This is a genomic window from Geobacillus subterraneus (assembly GCF_001618685.1).
In the GTDB taxonomy this organism is placed as follows: Bacteria; Bacillota; Bacilli; order Bacillales; family Anoxybacillaceae; genus Geobacillus; species Geobacillus subterraneus.
In genome coordinates this window covers 2,582,255-2,599,241 of sequence record NZ_CP014342.1, presented here as the reverse complement: position 1 = coordinate 2,599,241, position 16,987 = coordinate 2,582,255, and the positions used below count along the sequence as shown (strand labels likewise).

14 protein-coding genes are annotated in these 16,987 nt (G+C 56.2%); 7 read left to right on the top strand and 7 right to left on the bottom strand.

All coding sequences use genetic code 11. The features are described from left to right. The first annotated feature begins 29 nt into the window (after positions 1-29). The 5 genes from lepB to GS3922_RS12595 all read left to right on the top strand — a co-directional run bounded on the left by lepB (position 30) and on the right by GS3922_RS12595 (position 12,561). Positions 30-536, top strand: a complete 507-nt coding sequence (gene lepB, locus GS3922_RS12615; RefSeq protein ID WP_063167408.1) for a signal peptidase I — start codon at positions 30-32, stop codon at positions 534-536. Between the two features lie 249 nt (positions 537-785). Then, on the top strand, positions 786-4,292 hold the full coding sequence (gene addB, locus GS3922_RS12610; protein WP_280527132.1) for a helicase-exonuclease AddAB subunit AddB: 3,507 nt from the start codon (positions 786-788) through the stop codon (positions 4,290-4,292). Then, positions 4,289-8,023, top strand: coding sequence for a helicase-exonuclease AddAB subunit AddA (gene addA, locus GS3922_RS12605; RefSeq protein ID WP_063166633.1), 3,735 nt, complete (start codon positions 4,289-4,291; stop codon positions 8,021-8,023). Before addB ends, addA begins: the two co-directional genes overlap by 4 nt. A gap of 18 nt (positions 8,024-8,041) precedes the next feature. Continuing rightward, positions 8,042-9,220 (top strand): exonuclease SbcCD subunit D, encoded by a 1,179-nt coding sequence (locus GS3922_RS12600; protein WP_063166632.1) that lies wholly within the window; start codon positions 8,042-8,044, stop codon positions 9,218-9,220. Further along, entirely contained in the window at positions 9,217-12,561 is a 3,345-nt protein-coding gene (locus tag GS3922_RS12595) for an SbcC/MukB-like Walker B domain-containing protein (protein ID WP_063166631.1), read from the top strand. Before GS3922_RS12600 ends, GS3922_RS12595 begins: the two co-directional genes overlap by 4 nt. Positions 12,562-12,644: 83 nt before the next feature. On the opposite strand, the gene GS3922_RS12590 is transcribed toward GS3922_RS12595, so the two are convergent. The 7 genes from GS3922_RS12590 to GS3922_RS12560 all read right to left on the bottom strand — a co-directional run bounded on the left by GS3922_RS12590 (position 12,645) and on the right by GS3922_RS12560 (position 14,890). Continuing rightward, positions 12,645-12,866: a spore germination protein gene (locus tag GS3922_RS12590; RefSeq protein WP_063166630.1), complete on the bottom strand. Its 222-nt coding sequence runs from the start codon at positions 12,864-12,866 to the stop codon at positions 12,645-12,647. After that, positions 12,866-13,264 (bottom strand): spore germination protein GerPE, encoded by a 399-nt coding sequence (locus GS3922_RS12585; protein ID WP_063166629.1) that lies wholly within the window; start codon positions 13,262-13,264, stop codon positions 12,866-12,868. The genes GS3922_RS12590 and GS3922_RS12585 overlap by 1 nt, the downstream gene beginning before the upstream one ends. Further along, entirely contained in the window at positions 13,261-13,452 is a 192-nt protein-coding gene (locus GS3922_RS12580; RefSeq protein WP_063166628.1) for a hypothetical protein, read from the bottom strand. The genes GS3922_RS12585 and GS3922_RS12580 overlap by 4 nt, the downstream gene beginning before the upstream one ends. After that, positions 13,449-14,051 (bottom strand): spore germination protein GerPC, encoded by a 603-nt coding sequence (gene gerPC, locus GS3922_RS12575; RefSeq protein ID WP_063166627.1) that lies wholly within the window; start codon positions 14,049-14,051, stop codon positions 13,449-13,451. Before gerPC ends, GS3922_RS12580 begins: the two co-directional genes overlap by 4 nt. A gap of 83 nt (positions 14,052-14,134) precedes the next feature. After that, positions 14,135-14,359: a spore germination protein GerPB gene (locus GS3922_RS12570; RefSeq protein ID WP_063166626.1), complete on the bottom strand. Its 225-nt coding sequence runs from the start codon at positions 14,357-14,359 to the stop codon at positions 14,135-14,137. A gap of 15 nt (positions 14,360-14,374) precedes the next feature. Next, positions 14,375-14,596: a spore germination protein gene (locus GS3922_RS12565; RefSeq protein WP_063166625.1), complete on the bottom strand. Its 222-nt coding sequence runs from the start codon at positions 14,594-14,596 to the stop codon at positions 14,375-14,377. Between the two features lie 69 nt (positions 14,597-14,665). Next, positions 14,666-14,890, bottom strand: a complete 225-nt coding sequence (locus tag GS3922_RS12560; protein ID WP_063166624.1) for a spore germination protein — start codon at positions 14,888-14,890, stop codon at positions 14,666-14,668. 142 nt (positions 14,891-15,032) lie between these two features. Here GS3922_RS12560 and GS3922_RS12555 point away from each other — a divergent pair, with 142 nt between their 5' ends. Beyond that, on the top strand, positions 15,033-15,257 hold the full coding sequence (locus GS3922_RS12555) for a spore germination protein (RefSeq protein ID WP_033013815.1): 225 nt from the start codon (positions 15,033-15,035) through the stop codon (positions 15,255-15,257). 98 nt (positions 15,258-15,355) lie between these two features. Continuing rightward, complete coding sequence (locus GS3922_RS12550) at positions 15,356-16,951, top strand: fatty acid--CoA ligase (RefSeq protein WP_063166623.1); 1,596 nt, start codon at positions 15,356-15,358, stop codon at positions 16,949-16,951. Positions 16,952-16,987: the final 36 nt, after the last annotated feature.

The window sequence follows — 16,987 nt, the reverse complement described above, 5'->3', positions numbered from 1 at the left end:
AGGAAAAACGAAGGCAGCGCTGGCCATGGCTGGCCGCCATTTGCTTCATCGCTGCGCTCCGTTTTTTTGTTTTCAGCAGCTATATGGTAGAGGGAAAATCGATGATGCCGACGCTGCAAAGCGGCAATTTGCTCATTGTCAATAAGCTGCGTTACGAAATCGGGTCGATCCACCGATTCGACATTGTCGTTTTTCATGCCAACCAAAAGAAAGATTATGTAAAACGGGTGATCGGGCTGCCAGGGGATCGAATTGAATATAAAAACGATATATTGTATATCAATGGAAAACAAGTGGAGGAACCGTATTTGCGGCCGTATAAGCAAACATTGATCAGCGGCAAGCTGACGGGCGATTTTACCCTTGAAGAGGTAACTGGGGAAAAACGGGTGCCGGCCGGCTGCATTTTCGTCCTCGGCGACAATCGGCTCGGCAGCTGGGACAGCCGCCATTTCGGCTTTGTCAAAATCAGCCAAGTCGTCGGTAAGGTCGACCTCCGTTATTGGCCGTTTGGACAGTTTGCTTTCCGCTTCTAGGGCAACGGCTTACTTTGGCACGGTAGCATTTTCGTGCTCAAAAGCCGGTGAGAGGAAAGCTTTTTTCTTTGCAGAAATTTGCCGTCCGGAGCTTGCGGTTGGCAACGAGGGGGAGGGCGGAGTTGCCTTGGGATCTTTTTTTGCTGTTTCATTGTTGTAATAGATGAGCGGGGTGGAAATCACTCGTCAAATACGAACGTTTGTGCTAAAATGGAATAAATATGAAGGAAATGAATGGTGGTGATTGCGATGTCGCTGCGGTTTTTGCTTGGGCGGTCGGGAAGTGGAAAAACGGCTTTCTGCCTTGAAGAAATTCGCCGCCAGCTGCAGGAAGATCCAAAGGGAAGGACGGTCGTCTATCTTGTCCCGGAACAAATGACGTTTCAATGTGAATACGCGCTAATACATACGGACGGAACAGAAGGGATGATCCGCGCCCAAGTGTTCAGCTTCCCGCGTCTCGCCTGGCGCGTGCTGCAAGAAACAGGAGGCATGAACCGTTACCACGTTCACGACGTTGGCGTGCAGATGATGATTCGAAAAATTATTGAACAGCGCAAACAAGAGCTGAAGCTGTTTGGACGTGCGGCAGAGAAAAGCGGTTTTGTCGAACAGATGCACGAGATGATCACAGAATGCAAGCGGTATTGCTTGACGCCGGATGAACTCCGCCGCCATGCCGGCGTGCTCGAGGGCGGATCAGGCCAGCCCGGCCGCCGGCTGCTAGCCGATAAGTTAAGCGATGTGGCGCTCGTTTATGAGGAGTTGGAACGAAGTCTTCTCGGCCATTATCTTGACTCAGAAGATTATTTGCGCCTGCTCGCCGAGCACATCCCCCGCTCCGGCTACTTGCACGGCGCCGACATTTATATCGACGGCTTTCATCATTTTTCCCCACAAGAATATATGGTTATTGAACAGCTGCTTCACCGCTGCCGGCGCGTCACCGTGTGCTTGACGGCTGACCGCCCTTACGATGAAGGGATGCCGGATGAGCTCGATCTTTTTTACTTGCCGGCGCAGACGTACCGCCAGTTGCGCGAGCTCGCTTTGGCCAATGATATTATGATCGAGCCGCCGGTCGTGCTTTCCGCAAACCGCCGCCATCAAGACGGGGCGCTCGCCCATCTTGAAGCGCAGTTTCACCGCCGTCCGCTGTTGCCGTATGAAGCGGAGACCGATGCGGTCCGCCTTTACGAGGCAGCCAACCGCCGCGCGGAAATCGAAGCGGTCGCCCGGGAAATCATCCGCCTCGTCCGCGATGAAGAGGCGCGCTATCGCGACATTGCGCTTATCATCCGCCAGACAGAAGCGTATCGCGACCTTGTGAAAACAGTGTTTTTTGACTTTGACATCCCGTATTTTATGGATGAAAAAGAGCCGATGCATCATCACCCGCTCATTGAACTCGTGCGCGCTGCTTTGGAGACGGTAGTGACGCGCTGGCGTTATGAGGCGGTTTTTCGTGCTGTCAAAACGGATTTGCTCTTTCCGGTTGACGGTGACTTGGCCATGTGGCGCGAGGCGGCTGACAAGCTCGAAAACTATGTGCTCGCCTATGGGGTGAAAGGCGAAAAGTGGACAAGCGGTGAACGTTGGACATACCGGCGCTATCAGGCGCTTGACGGGCTGAATGCGCCGCAGACGGATGAGGAGCGGCAGTTTGAGGACAAGCTTAATGAATGGCGTGACGCGCTGGCGGCCCCGCTCCGCCGGCTTGAGCGCCGTCTGCGCCGGGCTGCCGACGGGCGCGGTCTTTGCACGGCGTTATATCTCTTTTTAGAAGAGTTGCAAATTCCGAAAAAACTAGAACAAATGAGCGCGCAGGCGGAAGCGGACGGACGCCTTATCGAAGCGCGCCAGCACGAACAAGCGTGGAATGCGGTCGTCGACTTGCTCGACCAATACGTCGAAATGCTCGGGGCGGAACCGCTGCCGCTTGCCGAGTTTGCCAAAATTATCGAAGCCGGGCTCGACCGGCTGGAATTCGCCCTCGTTCCGCCAGCGATCGACCAAGTGATCGTCGCCCAGCTCGACCGTTCGCGCTTGATTGATGTCAAGTATGCGTTTATCATCGGCGCCAATGACGGCGTCATCCCGGCTAAAGCGAAAGAAGAAGGACTCATGGCCGAGGTTGAGCGGGAGCAATTGCGCGAACTCGGGGTAACGCTTGCGCCGGGAGGGCGGGAGCAGCTGTTTTACGATCCGTTTTTTGTTTACTTGGCTCTTGCCTGTCCGAGCCGACGGCTATACGTTACATATCCGCTTGCCGATGGCGAGGGGAAAGCGCTCATGCCGTCCCCGCTCATCAAGCAGCTCGTTCAATTGTTTCCACGTGTATCTGTTCATTTATGCGGCAATGATCCGTTCGATGCCCCCGAAGAGAAGCCGGAGGCGTTTGTCACCGCGCCGCGGGCGACACAGACGTATCTCATCAGCCAGCTGCGGGCGTGGAAGCGAAATTACAGCATCGCTCCGCTTTGGTGGGATGTATATAATGTGCTGATCAGTCATCCGGAATGGAAGGGGCGAGTAGGGCAGGCGGTGTCAGCGCTATTTTATACGAATCAGGCGGCGGCGCTCAAAAAACAATGGAGCCGGCGGCTGTACGGAAAAAAAATTCAGGCGAGCGTCTCGCGCATGGAGCAGTTTCAAAAATGCCCGTACGCTCATTTCGCCTCACACGGGCTGCGCTTGAAAGAGCGGAACGTCTTCCGCCTTGAGGCACCGGATGTCGGGCAATTGTTCCATGCGGCCATCAAGCAAATTGCCGACCGAGTGCGTGAACAGCATCTTGACTGGAAAAAGCTATCCAGATCGGAATGCGAGCGGCTGTCGGATGAGGCAGTCGAGCGGATCGCCCCGCTCATCCAGCAACAAGTGTTATCGAGCTCGAGCCGCTATGAATATATGAAACGGAAGCTGAAAAACGTTGTCTCTCGCACGGCGCACGTATTGAGCGAACATGCGCGGGCGAGCGGCTTTGCCCCGGTCGGATTTGAGTTGGCGTTCGGACCGGGCGGCGACTTGCCGCCGCTTCGCTTTCAGCTTCGCGATGGAACGGTGATGGAGCTTGTCGGGCGGATCGACCGCGTAGATCAGGCGGAAAGCAGCCAAGGCGTGCTCCTTCGCATCATCGATTACAAATCGAGCGCCAAAACGCTCGATTTGACGGAAGTTTATTACGGTTTAGCGCTGCAAATGTTCACGTATCTTGATATTGTGCTGACGTATGCTGAACAGCTTGTCGGCAAGCCAGCGTTGCCGGCCGGGGTGCTTTATTTTCATATTCACAATCCGATCATTCAAGCACGGCAATGGCTGGACGACGAAATGGAACTGGAGAGAAAGCTGCTTGAACCGTTTCGGATGCGCGGGCTGCTGCTTGCCGATGCCGAGGCGATCCGGCTGATGGACAGCCAAGCAGCAAACGGGCAATGGTCGCTTATTGTGCCCGCTCAGCTAACAAAAAACGGGGCGATCCACTCGCGTTCTTCGGTGGCCAGCGCCTCTGATTTTGCTGCGCTCCGTCAACATGTTCGCCGCTTGTTTACCGACATCGGCGAACAGATCGCCGACGGTGTCGTATCCATCGCCCCGTATAAGCTGAAAAACAAAACGGCGTGCGAGTTTTGCGCCTTTAAGCCAGTATGTCAATTCGATGAGGCGTTGCCTAGCAACGAATATCGGAAGCTTGCTCCGCAGACGAAGGATGCGGTGATCGAAACATTAGCGGAAGGGAAGGACGAAAAGTGAACGCTACGATTCGCCCGAAACCGGCCGGAAGCCGGTGGACAGATGAACAATGGAAGGCGATTGCGGCCGGCGGCCGGGACATTCTCGTCGCGGCGGCGGCCGGATCCGGAAAAACGGCCGTTCTCGTCGAGCGAATCATTCAAAAGGTGACGGCGGAAGAAGGAGCGGTCGATATTGACCGCCTGCTCGTCGTCACGTTTACGAATGCAGCGGCAGCCGAGATGAAAGCGAGAATTGGTGAAGCGCTCGAACGGGAGCTTGCCAAGCGTCCGCATTCGCTCCATTTGCGGCGTCAGCTCAGCCTGCTCAACCGCGCCTCAATTTCGACGCTCCATTCATTCTGTTTGGATGTGATCCGCAAGTATTATTACTTGCTCGATTTAGATCCGTCGTTTCGCATTGCCGATGAGACGGAAATCGAGCTGTTGAAGGAAGACGTCCTTGAGGAACTGCTCGAGGAACAATACGGGAAGGCGGACAACGAGCGCTTTTTCGCCGTTGTCGATGCTTACACTAGTGACCGGAGCGATGCCGAGTTGCAGGAGATGATTTTGGCGCTCTATGAATTCTCTCGTTCCCATCCGGCGCCGGATGAATGGCTGGCTAATCTAGTATCGATGTATGATGTCGATGAACAGACGCCCATCGAAACGCTGCCGCCGGCGCGCTATATCGCCCAGCACGCGGCGATGGAGCTGGCGGCGGCCAAGCGGCTTATCGGCTTGGCTTTGAAGCTTGCCGAGAAAGAAAGAGGACCGAAGCCGTACAAGAAACGGTTGGACGAAGATATGGACTTGATTGCCGATTTGGAAAAACGGCTGGCTGGGCCGTGGGATAGGCTGCATCATGCGCTGCAATCGCTGTCGTTCGGGCGGCTCCCGGCTTGCCGCGGCGACGGGTATGAGGCGCGGCTCATCGATGAAGCGAAATCGCTGCGCGATCAGGCGAAAAAGAAAATCGAAGCGCTGCGCGACAACGTGTTTTCGCTTCGCCCGTCTACTTGGCTTCGTCACATGCGCGAGATGAAGCCGGTCGTCGAAACGATCGTCGCTCTCGTCCGCCGCTTTTCCGCCATGTTTGAAGCTGCGAAACGGGAAAAAGGGATCGTTGATTTTTCCGACCTGGAGCATTACTGTTTGCGCGTTTTGCGGCAGCGCGACCCGGAAACAGGCGAATGGCAGCCGTCATCGGCCGCTTTGGAGTACCAGGCGCAGTTTGATGAAGTGCTTGTTGATGAATATCAAGATACGAACCTCGTCCAAGAAACGATGTTGCAGCTCGTCAAAAAAGGAAGCGAGCGAACGGGCAACTTGTTTATGGTCGGCGATGTCAAGCAATCGATTTACCGGTTCCGCCTTGCCGAGCCGATGTTGTTTCTTGATAAGTACAAGCGGTTTACCGGTGATGGGGAAGCAGGGGGAATGAAAATCGACTTGGCGAGCAACTTCCGCAGCCGCGCCGAGGTGCTCGATGGGACGAATTTTCTATTTGCACAAATCATGGGGGAAGCGGTCGGAGAAATGGCTTACGATGAGGCGGCGCAGCTTACGTACGGCGCCGATTATCCGGATGGGACGGATGCCGTTCCGGAGGTGATGATCATCGACCGGCAGCGCGCATCGGAAGAGGAAGAGGAGGAAGCGGCCGAGCTTGAGGCAGCGGAGCTTGAGGCTCGCCTGATGGCCGAAAAAATAAAGGAGATCGTTTCGCGTCCGTTTTATGTGTATGACCGTTCGAGCGGGCAACCGCGGCGTGCCATGTATCGCGATATCGTCGTGCTCGTCCGTTCGATGACAAATGCGCCGCAACTCATTGAACAGCTGCAGGCGCATGGCATTCCGGCAGCGGCTGATTTGTCATCCGGCTATTTCCAAGCGACGGAAATTTCGGTTATGTTGTCGCTGTTGAAAGTGATCGATAATCCATATCAAGATATTCCGCTGGCGGCTGTGCTCCGCTCACCGCTATTTCGGTTTGATGAAAACGAGCTCGCTATGATCCGCCTCAGCGACCCGAAAGGCGCATTTTTCGAGGCGCTGCAAGCGTTTTGCCAGAAGTCGGCGGAAACGGAGGAGGAGGAGAATGCCAAGAAAAAAGCCATGGCTTTTCTCGACCGGTTGGAAGAATGGCGAACGATGGCGCGCCGCCGTTCATTAGCGGATCTGATTTGGCAGCTGTACCGCGATACGCAGTTTTATGATTTTGTCGGCGCTTTGCCGGGCGGGAAGCAGCGGCAAGCCAATTTGCGCGCCCTATATGACCGCGCCCGGCAATACGAGTCGACGTCATTCCGCGGGCTGTTCCGCTTTCTCCGCTTCATCGAGCGGCTGCAAGAGCGCGGCGACGACTTAGGGGCGGCCCGTCCGCTCGGCGAGCAGGAAGATGTCGTGCGCGTCATGACGATCCATAGCAGCAAAGGGCTCGAATTTCCAATCGTGTTTCTTGCCGGACTCGCGCGCCCGTTTTATACGCGCGACTTGCATTCCCCGTATTTGCTTGATAAAGAGCTCGGATTTGCCGCCCGGTTTGTCCATCCGCGGCTGCGCATCAGCTATCCGACGCTGCCGCTGTTGGCCATTCAAGTGAAAAAGCGGCTTGAACTTCTTGCGGAGGAAATGCGCGTTTTGTACGTGGCGCTCACAAGGGCAAAAGAGAAGCTGTACTTGCTTGCTTCGGTCAATGATGCGGACAAGGAGATTGAAAAATGGAAAGGCATTGCCGCTGAAAGCGGCTGGCTCCTTCCTGACGATGTGCGGGCGTCGGCCCGTTCGTACTTAGATTGGATCGGCCGGGCGCTCATCCGCCATCGAGACGGGCGCGCCTTAATCGAAGTGGATGCGTCAGCGCCGCCGGAGATTGCCTCCCATCCGTCGGTGTGGCGTCTTGCGATCGTGCCGGCAGCCAATTTGCGCGGCGGGGAGATGTCAGCCGACCGGGAGGATGGTGGCACGCTTGCCGCGCTCGAACAAGGCCGCCCCGTTTCAATCGGCGGGGAATGGGAGGAGGAAGCAAGGCGCCGCCTGTTATGGCGGTATCGCTACGAAAAGGAGACGGCCGTGCGCGCGAAACAGTCAGTCTCAGAACTGAAAGAACAGCGGGTGCTGTTTGGCGAACAGGCGGACGAATGGCTGCCGCGCAAAGGGACGGCACCGCTGTTTGTCCGGCCGCGCTTTATGCAGGAAAAAACGTTGACACCCGCTGAAAAAGGAACCGCGCTTCATGTCGTCATGCGCCATCTCGATTTGCACGCACCGCTGGACGAATCGTCGATCCGCAACCAAATCATTCGACTTGTCGAAAAAGAACTGCTGTCGGCCGAGCAAGCTGAAGCGGTCGATGCCGCCGCGATCGTCGCCTTTTTCGCAACGGACATCGGCCGGCGCCTCTGCGCCGCCGGCGAAGTATACCGCGAAGTGCCGTTCAGCTTAGGGCTTCCGGCTGACGAACTCTACGGCGGCGAAGGGATGGATGGCGGCCGCCGCCTGCTCGTGCAAGGCGTGGTCGACTGCGTGTTTGCCGATGAACGCGGCTATGTGGTGATCGACTATAAGACGGATGAAGTGACGGGCCGCTTCGCCGGTCAAAAAGAGGCGGCCGCCCGCTTTTTGCTTGGCCGCTACGGGGCGCAAATGCGCCTCTATCGGCGAGCCATTGAGCAAATTTGGCGCGTGCCGGTGGCGGAATGTTACTTATACTCGTTTGACGGTGGATATTTTCTCGCAGTGGAGTGAAGCGGAGGGGGAGAGACGATGCGCATTTTGCATACGGCCGACTGGCATCTCGGGCGGACGCTCGAGGGCCGAAGCCGGCTGGCTGAGCAGGAAGCGTTTATCGACGAGCTTGTCGAAATCGTTAGGAACGAACAAATTGACGTCATCTTAATGGCCGGCGATGTGTTCGATTCCGTCAATCCGCCGGCGGCGGCGGAGCAATTGTTTTACGAAAGTTTAGCCCGCCTGTCCGACAAGGGACGCCGGCCGGTCGCCGTCATCAGCGGCAACCATGACCATCCGGACCGCATCAGCGCGGCTCGGACGCTGCTTTCCGATTATCATATTTTTCTTTTCGGCCGCCCGGAAGCTTCCGTTTGTCAGATTGACGTCCCATCGTGCGGAGAAACGATGATGCTTGCGCCGTTGGCCTATCCGTCTGAATCACGCCTCGCCGAACTGCTGTCGTCCGACCATCGGGAAACGGCGCTGCGCGACCGGTATGATGACCGCATCCGTGCGCTGTTAACGGCGATGGCCGCCTCATTCACCGAGAAGACGGTCAATATCGTGATGAGCCATCTTTACGTCGCCGGCGGCCATACGTCCGATTCCGAGCGGCCGATTGAAGTGGGCGGCGCTTATACAGTGGCGGCGGCGAGTTTGCCGAAGGCCGCCCAATATGTGGCGCTCGGCCATCTGCATCGGCCGCAGGACGTCAAACGGGCGGAGACGGCGGCGCGCTATTCCGGTTCTCCGCTTGCCTATAGCTTTTCTGAAGCGGGGCATGCCAAGTCGGTCACGGTTGTTGATGTCCATCCGGGCGGGGCGGCCAGCGTGACGGAAATTCCGCTTGCCGCCGGAAAGCCGCTCGTCCGTTGGAAAGCGACGGAAGGGCTCGCCCAGGTGTACCGCTGGTGCGAGGAAGGAAAAGACCCATCGTGCTGGGTTGATTTGGAGCTTCATGTGACCGAACCGCTAACCATGGAAGAAATTTATCGGCTGCGTAAACTTCATGCGGGTTTTGTCCATATCCGTCCGGTGTTTCCGCAGCGGGTGGAAGAGACGGCCGAAATGAGCCGCGAAACGCTCTCGCTCGAAGAGATGTTCTGCCGTTTTTACAAACGGCAAACCGGGGGGCAGACGCCGGATGAAGAGCTCGTCCGCCTCTTTTTAGAGCTGGCGGCGGAAGAAGAGAAAGAGGGGGGAGAGGAGTGAAGCCGATTTCACTGACGATCGCCGGGCTTCATAGCTTCCGCGAAAAACAGACGATCGATTTCACCACGCTATGTGATGGCGGCGTATTTGGCATTTTTGGTCCGACCGGAAGCGGCAAGTCAACGATTTTAGACGCCATTACGCTGGCGTTGTACGGCAGTGTTGTGCGGGCCGCCAACCGCACCCAAGCGATCATCAACCATGCTGAACAGGAGTTGTTCGTCTCGTTTACATTTGAGCTTGAACATGCGGCGGGGGCCAAACGGTATACGGTGGAGCGCAGTTTAAAAAAAGTGGATGAATGGCGGACGCGAAGCGCTGTCTGCCGGCTGATCGAGCATCGGCCGGAGCCGGTCGTGCTCGCTGACAAGCTGTCCGATGTGGACAAGGCGATTGGACAGTTGCTCGGTTTGACGATGGAGGATTTCACTCGGGCGGTCGTCTTGCCGCAAGGTAAATTTGCTGAATTTTTATCGCTGAAAGGGGCGGAGCGGCGGCAAATGCTGCAGCGCCTCTTCCACCTTGAGCGGTACGGCGACCAACTAAACAAAAAGTTAAAAGATCGGCTTGCCGTAGCTGAGCAAGAAGAGGAAAAAATCAAAGCGGAGAAGGCAGGGCTTGGCGATGCGTCAAAAGCCGCGCTCGAACAAGCGGAAGCGGAGGAGCGGGAGTTGACCACACTGCTTGCCAAGCGGAAAAAAGAGCTCGAGGACGTCGAAGCGGATGTTGAACGGACGAGACAGCTTTGGGCGTGGCAGCAAGAAAAAGAAGCGGTCGAGCGGGAGCTGGCCGAGCTGCGCCGGCGTGAGCCGGAAATCCGTGCGCTCGAAGAAAAAAAGGAACGCGCTGAGCAGGCGGAGCGCATTTGGCCGTACCGGGAACAATACGAACAGGCGCGGCGCTTGCGGGCAGAGGCGTCCAAGCGCTACGAAGAGCTGGCGCGAAAGCTCGAGGAAGCCAAGGCCGGCTACGAGGAAGCGGTGCGCCGCTACGAACAGGCGCGGCAGGAAAAAGCGAGCCGCGAACCGGAGCTGCTGGCGCAAACGGAGCGGCTGCGCCAGGCAGAACAGCTCGAGCGGCAAATGGAGGCGCTCACGCATGAGCTTGCTGCCCTCAATGAGGAACGAAATCGGCTAGCGGTTCGCGAGAAAGCGGCGCAACGCCGGTTCGAAGAAGCGGCTGCCTGGTATGAACGCGGCATGAAGCGACAGCAGGAGCTAAAAGAAGAATTGCAGCGGTATGCGGAGGCGCTAGCCGGTAAAGACGAAGTGGAGCAGGCGCATGGGGAGAAGCGGCAAATCGAGCAAGCGGCAGCCGCCATCGCCCGTGTTGATGCACAGCTCCGGCAAAAGGAAGCGATGTGGCGCCAGGCGGAAGAGGAACGGGCAAAGAGGGAACACCAGGCTGCCGCCGTCGGCGCCCGGCTTCAGCAGCTGTTTCGGCTCGTAGAGAAAACATACCATTCCGTCTGTCAGCGGCAGCAGGACGTCGAAAAACGGCTGTACGCGCTGCAGCAAGACATGGAGGCGGAGCGGAAGCGGATGGAAGAGGCGCGAACGGCGGAACTGGCGGCTGTGCTGGCCGAACGGCTCCGCCCTGGTGAGCCGTGCCCGGTGTGCGGGTCGCGCGAACATCCGCATTCGTCCACGATGCCGCATTCTTCCGGCCACGGGCAATTGCCTAACCTCGAGCAGGAGCGCCGGCAGTGTGAGCAAGATTTACAAGTCTTGTTCTCGCTAAAGGCGCAGCTTGAACAGCTCGCGGGGCTGGCCGCCGGCCATGGGGCGCCCCCTATCTTTGCCGCCGGCCGCCCGGCAGAAGAGGTGGACGATGTCACCGTTGAAGTGCGGGCGCTCGAGCAAGATGTCATTGAGCAAAAAGAATCTGTTTATCGGGCGCTCGCCCAATGGAACGAAGCGGAAACGGCGCGGCGCGAAGCGGAAAACGCCTGCCGGTGGGCGACCGCTGACAGGGAAGCGTTGCAAGCGGAAAGACAGCGTCTCGAAGAGGAGCGGCAGCAGCTTGAGCAGCAGTGGAGACACGCCTACCCTTCGTTTTCACTCGAGACGATCAATGCGGTATACGAGCAGCTGCGCGAACAAGAGAAAAGGTGGCGCGACGTGCAAAAACGGCTTGAGGATAGCGTGCCGTTTTTAGAAGAAAAACAGCGGGCCAAAGAAGAAGCGGCCGAAGAACAGCGCCGGATGGAGACGGAGCGCATACGCCTTGATTCGCTTATTAACGCTAAACAGCAGTTATCGGAAGAGTATGCACGGCAGCGGCGCGAGAAAGCCGGCCCCAGCCCGGCGGCTGTGCAGCTTCGGGAAGCGGAAGCTGAATGGCGCCGGCTGCAAAGCGGCGAGCAGCAGGCGTATGATGAATGGCAACGTGCGCAAAAACAGCACCAGACGCTAGAAAGCGAGACAAAGGCGGCCAAGCAGGCGTATGAAGAAGGGGTTCGCCGCGAAGAAGAGGCGCTCGCCCGCTGGCGCCGCGCCCTTGCCGATACGGCGTTTACCGATGCGGAAGAAGCTGAACGGGCGAGGGCGACAAAAGAGCAATGCGGTGAGTGGGACGAAGCCATCCGCCGCTATTGGCGCCAAGTGGAACAGGCGGAGCACCGCCGGGCTCAACTTGCGGCCGCCCTCGGCGAGGCGGTGGTGAGCGCTGAACAATGGGAGATGCTGCAGCGCGTATACGCCGAGCGAAAAGCACAAATGGAAACGATGACGCAACAACTTGGGGCCATTCAAGCCAAAGTGGCGGAGTTGAGAAAAAAACATGCCCGTTTTGTTGAACTTGAGGCGAAGCAAGCGCAGCTCAGCCGGCAGATCGAGCGGTATAAGCAACTGCAGACACTGCTTCGCGGCAATAGTTTTGTTGAGTTTATGGCGGAAGAGCAACTCGAACAAGTGACAGCCATCGCCGCGGAGCGGCTGCAACGGTTAACCAGGCACCGTTACTCGCTTGAACTCGATTCGCAAGGCGGATTTCTCATCCGCGATGATGCCAACGGCGGCGTCAGACGGCCGGTGGCGACGCTCTCCGGCGGGGAAACGTTTTTGACCTCACTGTCACTGGCGTTGGCGCTGTCGGCGCAAATTCAGCTGCGCGGCGAATATCCGCTCCGGTTTTTCTTTTTGGATGAAGGGTTTGGCACGCTTGATGCCGAACTGCTCGATATGGTCATTTCCGCTTTGGAAAAGCTGCATACACAACGGCTGGCGGTCGGCGTCATTAGCCATGTTCAAGAAATTCGCACGCGTCTGCCGCGGAGGCTCATCGTTGAGCCGGCTGAGCCGTCCGGCCGCGGCACGCGCGTCCGGCTGGAAACGATGTAAGGAGTGAACCGTTGAACAAAAAAACAAGTGCTCGGTAAAGAAAACAGGGGGCGATCTGCCCCCTTGTTTGTTTTTGACAATGTTCAGTTGTTAGCGGCGACGTTTTGGTCAAACACATCTGGGTCAAACGCGTTCGTAAAGCTAATGGCGTTGTTTGTCATCACAAAGTCGCCGGTGTTGAAACCGCCGGATCCGGCTTGTGTTTTTGTGGCGACTTTCGGCGCAATATACAGGCAATCCCCCATTTGGACGACGGCGCCGCTTCCAACGTTATTGATTTTAATCGGACCGACGAACGAAGGCATTATGAATCCCTCCCTCTTGGTTGCGCGCCCGGTGCAAAGTCAGCCAGCTGGCGAATATGTTTAATTCGTGCCTCCCCCTCTGCGGTGGAGGTTGAGCCGATATGGACGACAGCTGACGAAGAAATCCCAAGCACGCGAACTGACCGGACCGAAATGACCGGAGAGTGATGGAGCGTCCGCCGGGAAGCGACTGGCGGCGGGGAAGACCAGCGCGGGATCGGTTTTGTAAAAATCGGGAATGTTTGTTCTCCTTCCGGGCCAAAAAACAGCTCATATTGGCGCTGGACGGCCAAGGCGCGCGTACGGGCGGAAATCCGTTCCGAGTCACCGATTTGCAGTACGGAGCTAATGATCAGCGTTTCCGCATGAAATGCCTGCACTACTGACGTCCGTTTCACGGTGCTTCCCCTCGAGCTGGCACGAGCGGGACGAACGGGCCGATAATAAGCGATTCCGGCGGTGTGTCAAACGCTGATGACAAGTTGATCACATCAGCGTCGCCGATTAAAAACAGCGAGGCGCTGGCGACCGCTACGAGGCGGATATCGCCGACATGCACATCGCGGTTGATGACCGTATAATTCATGGTTCTTCTCCCCCCGTGGGCAAATGTTTGAGAAACGCGTCAAGGGATTGTTCAATATCAGCCTTTACCTTCTGGAAAATTTCATTTTCGACTGCTTCGTCGCGGCCGTCGGACGGAACGTAGCCTTGGTTCGCTTTTTCCTGCAAATAAAAGCGAATGCGGTCATCGGTCTGGCGGGCAATGTCTTGCAAAATAAATTGCCGATACGTGTCGTCAAGGCGGCGGCCGTATTGACGTTCAAGCTGTTTTAACGTTTCTGGCGCTTCCTTGTTGAGATAGGCGGCCACTTTTTCTTGAATGGGGCGCATCAGCACCGGTTCCGGTTTTGGAATCACCGTTTTTACCGGTTCAACGGCAAAGTCCTCAATCGTTCCCCCGGCTCCCGGCGGGGCAATCCCAATGTTTAATGTTCCTTCTAGCGTTTCCACTTTTAATTGATCAAACTTATATTCGATTCGTTCGATCGATGTGCGCGGTTGGGCCTCGATTTCCCGAAGCCGGACTTCGAGAAGGTGAAGGCGTTGTTCAAGCGCCTGTATTTTTTTTGTTTGCCATGATAAATAGCGGTGCAGCTTGACGAAATACTCGTATAAACTCATCGTGCACCATCATCCTCTCCCCAGAGCCCTCTTACTTCAATATATGGACGGCCTCTGGTCCTCATCACTGTTTTCTGTTGAATTTAGCGAGTGGCTGAATGGAGAGGGACGAGAGGGGCGGCCGCCTGCGCTTGCGGACCGAGCGGCACGGTCGCCTGCGGGACCGGGCCGGTGAATCCGCCGGTGTTGGCGAGCGTGGACAGCGCCTGAATGCTGCCGGCGCTGCCGATTTGCAAAACGGATGAATTCGTCACCGAACCGATCCGCAATTGATGGATGCAAATGCTTTGGCTGATATAAACGTTCAACCTCCTTCCCCTCCTCTATACGTTTCCGACGACATTTTCATCGGCGACATCAGCGTCGTTCGTATTTGTGTTGCTGTAATAGTTATAGACATGAAGCCCGTCGCCGGTGTTAAACGAACCGGCGCCAGCGAACGTTTTCGTCACGCTTTGTGGGGAAATCGCAAACACATCGCCAATATGGAACACGCCGCTGCTCCCGACGCTGTTCAGTTTCACGATTCCGACAAAAGCCGGCATGGGGGCATGCTCCTTTCCCTGCTTCGTAGTTACTACTAATGTATGGGCACAAGCCGGAAAACGTTCGCTCTAATTGTTCGCTGCATTATTCGAGTCCAAAATGTCAGGATCGCCGGTGTTGGTAAAGCTGACAAACGTATTCGTCTGCAAGAAATCCCCGTTGTTGCTGCCGCCCGCGCCGGTATGCGACTTGGCCGTGCTCTTTGGCGCGATTTGCAATACATCGCCAAAATTGACGGTTCCGTCTCCGCTCACATGGGTAATTTTAATCGGGCCGCTAATAAATGAAGGCATCAGAGCTCCTCCTTCCCCCCGTATCGTTACTGCATTGTATGAATGCGGAGAAAAATCGGTTCAATGCGGGACGGGTGTCCAAGTGGCAGACGGCTTGACAGCATATGATAAAAAAGAATGGCCAGAAAGGAAGGGGAAGGCGATGCCAGCGATCGTGATTGGCGGGATTAAGGTTACGAGCGTGGGCGGCAACGGCACCGTAAACATGGGGGATGTGTTACAAATCGCTCCAAAAAGCACATCAAAAACGAACTCCGGTGCCGGCGGCGGCAATACAGGTGACTTTTTGCAAACAAATACGTTTTGCAGCGTCACGAATACGGTGGATCCCGATGTGTTTGATGCGGGGGCGAAAGGAAACAACTAGACGGTCGATACGGGAAAAGGCCGTCTTTTTCTTTTGCCCATCTTCCTATATAATATAATTGTGAATTTTCTAAAATATATAGCCGGGGGGAGAGGGAGATGAACGTACCGCTTGTGCTTACCCATTTTTTAGACCGCGCTGTGGCCCTGTACGGGGACAAGCCGGCAATGATTTGTTCGGGGCGGACAGTGACGTACCGACAGCTTGGCGAGCGGGTGCGAAGGCTCGCCAATGGGCTGCGGGGACTTGGAGTTCGTAAAGGGGATCGCGTGGCATATTTAGCTCCTAACACGCTCGAAATGCTCGAAGGGTTTTATGGCGTATTTGAAGTGGGAGGAGTGATGGTGCCGCTCAATACGCGTTTGAAACCGGACGATTATGTTTTCATTTTGAACCATAGCGAAAGCAAAGTGTTGTTCGTTGATGAAGAGCTGTACGGGTTGATTGCGCCTGTCAAAGATCAACTTGAGACGGTCGAGGAGATCATCGTTCACCATAAAACAGATGCGGCAATCGCTGAAACCGCTTACGACGAATGGCTCGCCGCCCAATCGGCCGCGCCCGTTCCGCGCCCGATGATCGACGAAAACGACGTATGCAGCTTGCTGTATACGAGCGGGACGACGGGCAATCCGAAAGGAGTGATGTTGACCCATCGAAACAATTATTTGCATGCGCTCGTGACGATGCATCATCTATTTGTATCCGACCGTGATACGTATTTGCATGTGCTGCCGATGTTCCATGTCAACGGCTGGGGTTCGCCGTTTTACTACACCGCTAACGGAGCGACGCAGATCGGTTTGCGCAAAGTCGATCCGAAAACCATTTTTGACCTTGTCAACGAGCATCGTGTGACCGTTATGCATATGGCTCCGACCGTGCTTAACATGCTGCTGCAATATTACGAGCAACATAAGCCGGACGTTCCGGAACAGGTGCGGGTCGTCATTGCCGGTTCCGCACCGCCGCCCGCGTTTGTTGCGCGCGTCGAAGAAAAACTCGGCTGGAAATTCGTTCAAGTATACGGCATGACGGAATCGTCTCCGCTCAGCACCATTTCACTTATCCGCCCGCAGCTTGACGGGCTGCCTGCCGAACAAAAGCAGCGGCTGAAAGCGAAAGCCGGCTATCCGATGATCGGCTGCGAGGTGAAAGTCGTCGACGAGAATGGAGAGGAAGTGCCGAAGAATGGACGGGCGATCGGTGAGGTGATCGTCCGCAGCCACGGCGTCATGAAAGGGTATTGGAAAAACGATGAAGCGACGGCTGCAACGATTCGTGACGGTTGGCTGTATACAGGGGATATGGCGACAGTCGATGAATACGGGCATATTGATATCGTCGACCGGAAAAAGGATATTATTATTAGCGGAGGAGAAAACATTTCCTCGATTGAAGTCGAAGGGGCGCTTTATGAGCATCCGGCTGTGCTTGAAGCGGCCGTCATCGCCGTGCCGCATGAAAAATGGGGGGAAACGCCGCATGCGTTCGTCGTCGTTCGACCGGGGCATACGGTGAGCGAAGGGGAGCTGATCGCCTTTTCGCGGGAAAAGTTGGCCCATTTTAAAGCGATCACGGGTGTAACGTTTGTGGATGAGCTGCCGAAGACCGCGTCTGGAAAAATTCAAAAAGTGCATTTGCGCCGCCAATATTGGGATTCAATAGGAAAAACGGGGCGCTATGTCAACTGATGGCGTGACGTGCGCGCTTGCTGCTCTGACAACAGA